Origin of the sequence: Nocardiopsis endophytica (assembly GCF_027706725.1) — a bacterium.
GTDB classification, from domain to species: domain Bacteria; phylum Actinomycetota; class Actinomycetes; order Streptosporangiales; family Streptosporangiaceae; genus Nocardiopsis_A; species Nocardiopsis_A endophytica.
Map to the genome: position 1 here is coordinate 1 of NZ_JAQFWQ010000181.1, position 9,050 is coordinate 9,050.

The 9,050-nt window shown below is 76.2% G+C and carries 8 protein-coding genes; 5 read left to right on the forward strand and 3 right to left on the reverse strand.

Features of this window, described 5'->3' with window-relative positions:
- Positions 1-812: 812 nt before the first annotated feature.
- From O4J56_RS31380 to O4J56_RS31390, 3 genes are read right to left on the reverse strand one after another with little or no spacing between them, the layout of a single operon-like run.
- Entirely contained in the window at positions 813-1,802 is a 990-nt protein-coding gene (locus O4J56_RS31380) for an HAD-IIA family hydrolase (RefSeq protein ID WP_270690823.1), read from the reverse strand.
- The gene (locus O4J56_RS31385; RefSeq protein WP_270690833.1) at positions 1,789-3,120 is read right to left on the reverse strand and encodes a DUF1015 domain-containing protein; all 1,332 of its coding nucleotides are present in this window, start codon (positions 3,118-3,120) and stop codon (positions 1,789-1,791) included. The genes O4J56_RS31380 and O4J56_RS31385 overlap by 14 nt, the downstream gene beginning before the upstream one ends.
- A gap of 25 nt (positions 3,121-3,145) precedes the next feature.
- Positions 3,146-3,496, reverse strand: coding sequence for an SCP2 sterol-binding domain-containing protein (locus O4J56_RS31390; RefSeq protein ID WP_270690825.1), 351 nt, complete (start codon positions 3,494-3,496; stop codon positions 3,146-3,148).
- Positions 3,497-3,892: 396 nt separating this feature from the next.
- On the opposite strand from O4J56_RS31390, the gene O4J56_RS31395 reads away from it, so the two are divergent.
- From O4J56_RS31395 to recN, 5 genes are all read left to right on the forward strand, one after another.
- On the forward strand, positions 3,893-4,951 hold the full coding sequence (locus O4J56_RS31395) for a membrane fusogenic activity family protein (RefSeq protein WP_270690827.1): 1,059 nt from the start codon (positions 3,893-3,895) through the stop codon (positions 4,949-4,951).
- A gap of 3 nt (positions 4,952-4,954) precedes the next feature.
- Complete coding sequence (locus tag O4J56_RS31400; protein ID WP_270690835.1) at positions 4,955-5,179, forward strand: hypothetical protein; 225 nt, start codon at positions 4,955-4,957, stop codon at positions 5,177-5,179.
- Between the two features lie 116 nt (positions 5,180-5,295).
- Positions 5,296-6,096: a TlyA family RNA methyltransferase gene (locus tag O4J56_RS31405; RefSeq protein WP_270690828.1), complete on the forward strand. Its 801-nt coding sequence runs from the start codon at positions 5,296-5,298 to the stop codon at positions 6,094-6,096.
- 13 nt (positions 6,097-6,109) lie between these two features.
- Positions 6,110-7,051, forward strand: a complete 942-nt coding sequence (locus tag O4J56_RS31410) for an NAD kinase (protein WP_270690830.1) — start codon at positions 6,110-6,112, stop codon at positions 7,049-7,051.
- A 49-nt stretch (positions 7,052-7,100) separates the two neighbouring features.
- Complete coding sequence (gene recN / locus O4J56_RS31415) at positions 7,101-8,804, forward strand: DNA repair protein RecN (protein WP_270690831.1); 1,704 nt, start codon at positions 7,101-7,103, stop codon at positions 8,802-8,804.
- Positions 8,805-9,050 lie beyond the last annotated feature (246 nt).

Genomic DNA, 9,050 nt, shown 5'->3' on the forward strand with positions numbered 1-9,050 from the left:
ACGGCCCGCGAGCAACAAGCACTCTCCTTGGCCGCTTGACATAGAAGCGTCAACGCGGAGGGGCCTTCCGAGCGGCGCATACCGGGCATAACGGGCGGCGGGAGAGGGGTCCGGGCATCCTGCGTCGTGGAATCGACGCTTTTCGGCAGATCAGGTGTCGATTTCACCACCCAAGATGCCCCCCGCACCCCATCGCCCGCCCCCTCGGCGATGATCTCGACGGAAGTGCTGTCAAAACCGCCCGGATGACAGCACCTTTGTCGAGATCATCGCCGGGCTGGGGCGCGCCGACGCGGCGGCCGCCACGAACACGGGCCACCACCGCTCCACCCGGCCACCCGGACCGCGAGGGACCCTCCGCCCGGCTCGCAGGGCCGGGGAACCGCCCGCTCCTCGCCGTCGCTGCCATCCACGGCGACTGCGCACACGCGCCGCGGCCGACGACGCTGCGGCGCGGGCCGCTGACCTCCGTCGTCGCCGCCCTTGCAACCTTGCACCCCGCCGACCCGCCGCCCGGCTAGGGACCATGAGCGGGGTACCAGCTCAGCCGCCCGACCACATGACTGTGAGCGACCAGACAGACGGCAAGCAGGGCTGGGGAACCGCCCGCTCCTCGCCGTCGCTGCCATCCACGGCGACTGCGCACACGCGCCGCGGCCGACGACGCTGCGGCGCGGGCCGCTGACCTCTGTCGTTGTCGCCCGTTCCAGGTCGGCCGCTCTCCCAGTGGCCGATGGTGTGGCCGCGCTTCCGGGCGGGCGCTTCAGGTCACTTCGGGCCGCGTCCGGCGCTTCCGGGCGGGCCTGAAGGGGCTACCAGCCCAGCCGGTCCAGGGCTCCCCTCGGGTCGGCGCCGGGGGCGGACCATGCCGCCGCGCACACCGCTCGCAGGCCGTCGAGCCGGTCGCCGCCGCCGGACAGGGCCACGCCCCCGTCCGGGCGGATGCGCGCCGTCCACCCGGCGCAGACCGCGCCGTCGGGGATCGGCTCGGCCCCGGGGTGGGACTCGTTGAGGCCGGACAGGTCCCAGGCGATGTAGTCGGGGCGGCGCTCGGGCGGTGCGGCGGCCAGCTCGCGGGCGCCGGTCACCCCCGACAGCACCAGCAGCCCCGCCGCGCCGCGCGCGTGCGCCCCTTCGATGTCGGTGTCCAGCCGGTCGCCGACCACCAGGGGCCGCTCCGCGCCGGTGCGGGCAACGCCCTCCTCGTGCAGGGGCCGCATCGGCTTGCCCGCGACGACCGGCTCCACCCCCGTGGCGTTGGCGATCACCCTGGAGAACGAGCCGTTGCCCGGCAGGATCCCCTGCCCCATCGGGGCGGTGGCGTCGGCGTTGCTGGCCACGAACAGCGCCCCGCGCCCGACCGCCAGCGCCCCCTGGCACACCAGGTCGTAGCCCAGCCGCGGCGAGTGGCCCTGCACCACCGCCACCGGGTCCTCGGCGGCCTGGGTGACCGGCCGCATGCCGCGGCGGATCAGCGCCCACCGCAGCCCCGTGTCGCCGACCACCAGCACCGGCGCGCCCGCCGGGAACCGCTCGGCGACGAGCCGGGCGGCGGCCTCGGCCGAGGTCACCACGTCGGACGCCGCGGCCGGGACGCCCAGCGCGGTCAGCCGCTCGGCGATGGAGGAGGGGGTGCGCGAGGAGTTGTTGGTCACGAACGCCGCCGCCATCCCGGCGGCCCTCGCCTTGGCGATCGCCTCGGGGGCGGCCGGGACCGCGCGGTCCCCGATGTAGACGACGCCGTCCAGGTCGAGCAGGGCGGCGTCGTAGAGCGCGTTCAGGGGGAGGTCAGCGGGCTTCATCGGTCCTCTCAGGTAGGGACTCCAGGGAGCGCAGCACCAGGCCGGTGCGCGGCTTGGGGCCGAAGGACGTGGACTTGCGCGGGGTGAGCTCCCCGCGCGCGGTCACCGCGTACACGTCCTCCACGCGCAGCGCCGGGAGCAGCACGGCGGTCGCGGGTCCGGTACGGGCGCCGGCGCGGCGCACCGCCTCGGCGGGGTCGTCGTGGACCAGCTCGGCCTCCTCGGCGCCGGTCCGCCACAGCGGCAGCAGCAGCCGCTCCAGGACGGCGGTGGCCATCGCCCGCCAGGCATCGGAGCGGTCGGGGGCGGCGGCGCGCATCGCCTCCGGGTCCACCCGGTCGATGAGGGCGAAGCCGTGCCGGTCGCCCACGGCCAGCGCCGGGCCGCTCCGGGCCGCCTCGGCCAGCAGCCGGGCCGCGTCGGCCGGGCCGGTGCCGGCGGGCAGCTCCCGTACCCGGGCGTGGGCGCGGGCCGCCTCGGCGGCCGCGCGCGGGTCGAGGCCGGGCAGCACCCGGTGGATGGCGCCCAGCCGGGGAGGGGAGGCCTCGGAGTCGACGAGCAGCGCCAGGCCCAGATCCCACGGCCCGGGGCCGCGCTGGCGGGCCTGGAGGCGGCGGTAGGCGGCGTAGCGGTGGTGGCCGTCGGCGATCAGCGCGGTGCGCCCGGCCAGGTCGTGGGCGATGCGCGCGTGCGTGCGGGTGTCGGTCAGCGCCCAGAGCCGGTGGACGACGCCGTCGCCGGTGACGGTGTCCACCAGCGGTTCGGCGCCCTGCTCGGCGGGGGCGTCGGCGGCCAGCGACGCGGCTCCCCGCTCGGCGCCCCGGCCGCCCCGGTACAGCAGCAGTATCGGCTCCAGGTTGGCCCGGGTGGCGGCCATCAGCCGGGCCCGGTCCAGGACCGGCTCCTCGGAGATGGCCTCGTGCGGGCGGACCGCGCCGCCGCCCGGAGGGGGCAGGCGCAGCAGCCCGATCAGGCCGCGCTGGCGCAGTCCGCCCGGGGTGGTCTGCTCGTAGGCGTACACCGCGGGCGAGGGGTCGCGCACCAGCACCCCTTCGCCCACCCAGCGGCGCAGCGTGCGCGCGGCGCCGGTGTAGCGGTCGGGCCAGTCGACGGTCGGCGGCGCGGTGAGCCGGGCGGCGTTGAGCGGCTCGACCCGGGTCATGCGCGCATAGGAGGCGGCGTCGACCAGGTCATAGGGAGGGGAGAGGGCGAGGGCGAGGTTGAAGTCGGGGGAGTCGATCAGGGCGCTCGCGTCGGCGCCCGCGTACCGGAGCCCGCGCAGCGGGGCCAGCTCCAGGGCGCCTTCACCCGTATCCATCGGCACCCTGGAACGATACCCGCGGCTAGAGCAGCTTGCGCATGCGCATGAGGTCCGAGAAGCTCGCCTCCAGCTTGACCCGGCCCGACAGCATCGCCTTGGCGAAGTCGAGCCGGTCCTCGGCCAGGGCGATCAGGTCGTCGGCGGTCGAGGTGATGCGCACCTGGGCCCGCTCGGCCGGGGCGGACGCGGCCCGGGAGGACACGTCGCGCAGGCCGTCGCGGGTCAGGCGCATGTCGAAGACGGTGTCCAGGTCGCTCACGGTCACGCTGACCGTGCGGTCCACGATGTGCTTGCGGCGGTCGGCCTCGTCGACCTCCATGATCCGCTCCGAGACCCGATCGATCGCGCGGCGGCAGTCCTCAACGCTGGTCATGGCCCCATGATGCCGCAGCGGCCGAGCGGTTTCCTCCCGGGCGGCGGCGCGTCCCGGTGCGTGCGCCCGCCGCTGTGCGGGGGCGGAGCGGGGCGTGCCGAGGGGTGTGCGTGGGCCCCGGGGCCCGGGGATGCGGGCGGGCGAATCGCCGCAGGGGCGGGGCGGTGCCTGATAACGTCGAGTGGTCGGTCGCCGCCGGACGGCAGGGAACGGGGCCTCTGGGCCCAAAGGCCCGCGGACACCCGGTGAGACCGGCCGGAACGGCGGCACGGGCCGGTGCAGCAGGAAGGCGTGGGCGTGCCGCTCCGCGCGGTACGGGACGGACCCCTCCGGCACCGGCCGGACGAGCGCGTCAACATCGGGCCAGGACCGAGTCGTTTTAGGAGCAGCCCCACCATGGTCGTCGATGCGGTGCGCACCTATCTGGATGCCACCAGTGGCCTCAACGAGCTCACCCGCAAGCGCGCCGTCGCCGCGGCGAAGTCGCTGATCAGAGAGACCGGGGCGGGCGAGGCCGCGCCCGGCGAGGGGCTGGGGCGCAGCATCCAGGCGCTCGCGGCGGAGCTGATCGAGACCAGCCAGGGCAACCGGGACGCCTTGGGCGACCTGGTCCGGGCCGAGGTCGCGCGGGAGATGGAGCGGCGCGACATGGTGCCGCGCGCCGAGTACGACCGCCTGGCCCGCCGAGTGGCGGAGCTGGAGCGCCGGCTGGCGTCGGTGCGCGGCGGCGCGCCTCTGTGGCCGCGGTCGGCCCCGGCGTCCGAACAGGGGGCGGCGGAGCGGCCCGCGCAGGGGGAGGCGGCGCCCGAGCCCGTGCGCGCGGCGCAGGCGGTCCCCGACGCGGCCGAGCCGGAGCCCGTGGCGGACGCGTCGGCGGTCGCGCCCGAGCGCACGGCCGAGCCGGTCGCGCCGAAGGGTGAGGCGGGCGCGTCGGACGGGGCGGCCGGGCGCGCCGGTGGGTCGTCCCCGCAGAAGCAGCAGAAGCAGGAGAAGCCGGCGAGGAAGACCGCCGGGGCGTCCGCTGGGGCGTCGGCCGGGAAGCCGGCCGCCAAGGCGGGGGCCCAGAGCGGCGAGGCCGCGGAGGCCGTTGCCGAGAGCGCCGACGAGGCCGCCGCGACCACGGTCGCCGAGGGCCCAGCTCCAGAGGAGGCCACCTCCTCCGGGGCCTCCACGCCGGAGAGCGCCGACGAAGGAACCACCGGCACCGCCGACACCTCCGGCACCGACGGTCGGCCGTCCTCCGCTCCCGAGGCCGCGGAGGACGGGAGCAAGACCGCCGGCGCCGCCACGGGCGAGGGCGGCGGCGTCGAGGACGACACGTCCGCCGAGGAGTCCGCCAAGCGCAAGACCCCTGCCAAGAAGGGCACCGGGCGCGGCAAGTCGACCGGCAAGTCCTCCGGGAAGCGCGGCACCACGCGCTCCAGGAGCGGTTCGACGGCCAAGAAGGGCGACTGACCCGTGTCCGAACCCGAGGAGTACCCCGGGGCCGCCCCCGGCGGCGCGTCGGAGGCCGCCTCGGAGCCCGCCTCCGAGGGCGCCGCGATCGCCGAGCAGACCCTGCGCAGCGTGCGGCAGCGGCTGGCGTCGCTGGACGACCTGCCCGCCGCCGACCACGTGGCCGTCTTCGACGCCCTCCACCAGGAACTGTCGGACGTGCTGGGCAGTCTGGACCGCACGGACTGACCCCGGCGCCGCCCCGGACCCGCCCGCCGGGCCCGCCCTCGGATCAGGCACGCGCGCGGATCCGGGGGCGGTATCGTCCTTAGGCAGACTTCTTCCGGATGGGCGCGATTTCAACCATGGCCAAACGCACTCGGCTCGACGCCGAACTGGTCCGCCGCGGGCTCGCGCGCTCGCGCGGGCACGCCGCCGAACTCATCGAGGCGGGCCACGTCCTGGTGGGCGGGGTCCCCGCGGGCAAGGCGGCCACCCAGATCGGCACCGACCAGGCGGTCGTGGTCAAGGCCCCCGACGACGCCCCGTCCTACGTCTCCCGGGGCGCGCACAAGCTCGTGGGCGCGCTGGAGGCGTTCGCCCTGGACCCGGCGGACCGGCTGTGCCTGGACGCCGGGGCCTCCACCGGCGGCTTCACCGACGTGCTGCTGCGCCGCGGCGCCCGCGAGGTGATCGCCGTGGACGTGGGCTACGGGCAGCTCGCCTGGTCGCTGCGGTCGGACGAGCGGGTGCGGGTGATGGAGCGGTGCAACGTCCGCGAACTCACCCCGGACATGCTCGACGGCGACCGCCCCGACCTGCTGGTGGGCGACCTGTCGTTCATCTCGCTGACCCTCGTGCTGCCGCCGCTCGCGCGCTGCGCCGCCCCCGGGGCCGACTTCGCGCTGATGGTCAAGCCGCAGTTCGAGGTGGGCAAGGACCGCGTGGGCGCCGGGGGCGTCGTGCGCGACCCGGCGCTGCGCGCCGAGGCGGTGCGGCACGTCGCCGACGCCGCCGCCGAGCTGGGGCTGGGCGTGCCGGGGGTGGCGGCCAGCCCGCTGCCCGGACCCTCCGGCAACGTGGAGTACTTCCTGTGGCTGCGGGCCGGGGCGCCGCCGCTGGGCGCGGAGGCGCTGGAGCGCGCCATCGCCGAGGGGCCGAGCTAGGGAGGACGTGTCCATGACCACCACGGGTGGGAGCGGGCGCAGCGTGCTGCTGTTGGCCCACACCGGCCGCAAGGCCGCCATGCGCAGCACCCGGCTGGTGCACGCCAGCCTCACCGAGGCGGGGCTGACCGTGCGCATGCTCGCCTCGGAGGTCGACGACCTCAAGCGTGCCGGTTTCGAGCTCGATCCGGTGGAGGCGGTGCGCGGTCCGGGTGCGGCCGAGGGCGTCGAGCTGGTGCTGGTGCTCGGCGGCGACGGCACGCTGCTGCGGGCCGCCGAGATCGCCCGCCCGGCGGGGGCGCCGCTGCTCGGGGTGAACCTCGGGCATGTGGGGTTCCTGGCCGAGGCCGAGCGGGAGGACCTGAACGCCACCGTGCGCAGCGTCGTGGAGCGCCGCTACGCGGTGGAGGAGCGGATGACCCTGGACGTGGCGGTCTACAACGGCGGCCGCGCCAAGGGCGATCCGCCGGTGCGCACCTGGGCGCTGAACGAGGCCACGCTGGAGAAGGCCACCGCGCGGCGGATGCTGGACACGGTCCTGGAGATCGACGGCCGCCCGCTGTCGCGCTGGGGCTGCGACGGTGTGGTGTGTGCCACACCGACCGGCTCGACCGCGCACGCGTTCTCCTCCGGCGGACCGATCGTGTGGCCGGAAGTGGAGGCGCTGCTGGTGGTTCCGATCAGCGCGCACGCCCTGTTCGCCCGGCCCGTGGTGGTCTCGCCGGACTCGGTGGTCGCGTTCGAGATCGTCCCGGACACCCCCGCGGGCGTGCTCTGGTGCGATGGACGCCGTATGGTCGAATTGCCCGCCGGGGCGCGGATCGAGGTCACGCGCTCCGACACGCCGGTGCGCCTGGCGCGCCTGCAGCGGGCGCCGTTCACCGACCGGTTGGTGGCCAAGTTCGGCCTGCCGGTCGCCGGCTGGCGGGGGCGCGCCGAGCGCGAGGACCTCTAGCCGCCGGAGCCGGACGGCCGCGACGCAGTCGGGAGCAGGAGAGGGTTCGGTGCTCGAAGAAGTCCGCATCCGCGGTCTCGGCGTCATCGACGACGCCGTGCTGGAGCTGTCGCCGGGGTTCACCGCCGTCACCGGCGAGACCGGGGCCGGCAAGACCATGGTGGTGACCGGACTGGGGCTGCTGTTCGGCGGCCGCGCCGACCCGCAGCGGGTGCGCCCGGGCGCCGACCGGGCGGTGGTCGAGGGGCGCCTCGCCGTCGACACGGACGGCAGGGTCGCCGAGCGCGTCGCCGAGGGCGGCGGCGAGCTGGACGAGGGCGTGCTCATCCTGAACAGGACCGTCTCGGCGGAGGGGCGCTCGCGAGCCACCATGGGCGGCCGGTCGGCGCCGGTGAGCCTGCTGGCCTACCTCGCCGACGACCTGGTCGCCGTGCACGGCCAGTCCGACCAGCAGCGGTTGCTGCGCACCGACCGCCAGCGCTCCTCGCTGGACCGCTACGCCGGGCCGGAGCTGGCCCGCGCCCTGTCGTCCTACTCGGCCGCCTACCGGCGGCACCGGGAGGTCGCCGACGAGCTGGCCGAGATCACCGAGCGCGCGCGGGAGCGGGCCCAGGAGGCCGACCTGCTCCGGTTCGGCCTGGAGGAGATCAACGCGGCCGAGCCGCTGCCGGGCGAGGAGGCCGAGCTGCTGGCCGAGGAGACCCGGCTGGCCCACGCCGACTCGCTGCGCATCGCCGCCACCACCGCCAACCAGGCGCTGACCGGCGACCCCGCCGCCGAGGTGCAGGCCGACGTCGTGGGGCTGCTGGCCGCGGCCCGCCAGGCCCTGGGGGCCGTGCGCGAGCACGACGCCGACCTGGCGTCGGTCGCCGACCGGCTGGACGAGGTGTCCTACGTGCTCGGCGACGCCGCCACCGAGCTGGCCTCCTACGCCGAGTCGGTCGAGGCCGACCCGGCGCGGCTGGCGGCGGTGCAGGAGCGGCGGGCGCTGCTGGGGCAGCTGTGCCGCAAGTACGGGGAGACCGCCGACGACGTGCTCGCCTGGGCGCGCGACGCCTCCAAGCGCCTGGCCGAGCTGGACGGCGACGATGACCGGCTGGAGGAGCTGCGCGCCGAGGAGGCCGAGCTCGCCGGTCGGATGGAGGAGCTGGCGACGGAGCTGACCGGGCTGCGTACGCAGGCCGCCGAGCGGTTCGCCGCCGCGGTCACCGAGGAGCTGACGGCGCTGGCGATGCCGCACGCCCGGGTGGAGGTACGGGTCGAGCCGGGCGAGGAGTTCGGGCCGCACGGGCGCGACGAGGTCGAGCTGCTGATGGCCCCGCACCCGGGGTCGCCGGCGCTGCCGCTGAACAAGGGCGCCTCGGGCGGTGAGCTGTCCCGGGTGATGCTGGCCATCGAGGTGGTGTTCGCGGGGGCTGACCCGGTGCCCACGTTCGTCTTCGACGAGGTGGACGCGGGCGTGGGCGGCAAGGCCGCGGTGGAGATCGGCCGCCGCCTGGCCCGGCTGGCCCGGCGGGCGCAGGTGATCGTGGTGACGCACCTGCCGCAGGTGGCGGCGTTCGCCGACAACCACCTGGTGGTCCGCAAGTCGAGCGAGGGCACGGTCACCGAGAGCGGAGTCACCCGCCTGGACACGACGGCGCGGGCCCGGGAGCTGTCCCGGATGCTGGCGGGCATGGAGGACTCCGAACTGGGCCGCGCCCACGCCGAGGAACTCCTGGAGATGGCCGAAAAGGCCCGCTCGGAATCCTGACCCGGAGCCGGGCGGCTGAGCAGGTACCCCGCTCATGGTCCCTAGCCGGGCGGCGGGTCGCCGGGGTACAAGGTCGCAAGGCAGCAACGACACAGGTCAGCGACCCTTCCGGCAGCGTCGTCGGGCGCGGCGCGTGCGGATGGTCGGCGTGGTCGGCGGCGACGGAACGAGCCGGGCGGTTCCCCGGCCCCGCGAGCCGGGCGGAGGGTCCCTCGCGGTCCGGGTGGCCGGGTGGAGCGGTGGTGG